Origin of the sequence: Mesorhizobium sp. M7A.F.Ca.CA.004.12.1.1, from assembly GCF_003997835.1 — a bacterium.
GTDB lineage: Bacteria > Pseudomonadota > Alphaproteobacteria > Rhizobiales > Rhizobiaceae > Mesorhizobium.
Map to the genome: position 1 here is coordinate 1 of NZ_RZRK01001336.1, position 869 is coordinate 869.

Below are 869 nucleotides of genomic sequence, written 5' to 3' on the forward strand. Positions count from 1 at the left end.
TTCGTCAGTCGGCAGCGTAGCCGCCAACAAAGCCAAGGCAGCCGAAGCCGAACAGGCCAAGGCGCCCGATGCGGCGAAGCCGAAGCAGGCGGAAGCCGAGCCGAAGGCACCGCTGCGCACGGTCGCTGTGGTGACGCCGCCACGCAAGACCTATGCACGCGCCATCCGCATTTCCGGGCTGACCGAAGCCGACAAGCGGGCGGTGCTGGCGACGCGCGTCGCCGGTGTCATCGACAAGCTGCCTGTCAAGCAAGGCGATCACGTCAAGACGGGGGATCTGGTGCTGATGCTTGCGGCGGAAGAAAAGATCTCGATGGTCGACAACGCCAAGCAATTGGTGGTGCAGCGTCAGGCCGAGCTGGACGCAGCCTTGCGGCTGATGAAATCAGGCAATCTGCCGAAGCTGCAGCTCGACACCGCGCGCTCGAACCTGACCTCGGCGCAGTCGCAACTGGAAACGGCACAGGCCGAACTCGACCGCAACGAGGTGAAGGCGCCTTTCGACGGCGTTATCGACCGGGTGCCGGTGGAACTTGGCAGCTCCATCATGCAAGGCGGCGAGGTGGCGACCATCCTCAAGCTCGATCCGGTGATTGCTCGCGGCGAAGTCAGCGAGCGCGATCTCGGCTACCTCAAGCTCGGCGACAAGGCCACCATACGGCTGGTCAGCGGCCAGACCGTCCAAGGCACCGTGCGCTACATCAGCCGCGACGCCTCGTCGGCGACCCGCACCTTCCGCGTCGAGGTTGCCGTCCCCAATGCCGACGGCTCCGTGCCGGCCGGCATGACGGCGGAAATCGCGCTCAACGCACAGCCGACCGACGCGGTGCTGCTGCCGCGCTCGGTTGTGACGCTCGGCGACAAGGGCG

General features: G+C 66.2%; 1 protein-coding gene. It reads left to right on the forward strand.

The genetic code is table 11. The features are described from left to right. Window positions 1-869 (forward strand): efflux RND transporter periplasmic adaptor subunit (locus EN984_RS36215; protein ID WP_127384435.1); only part of this gene is annotated, 869 nt, incomplete at both ends.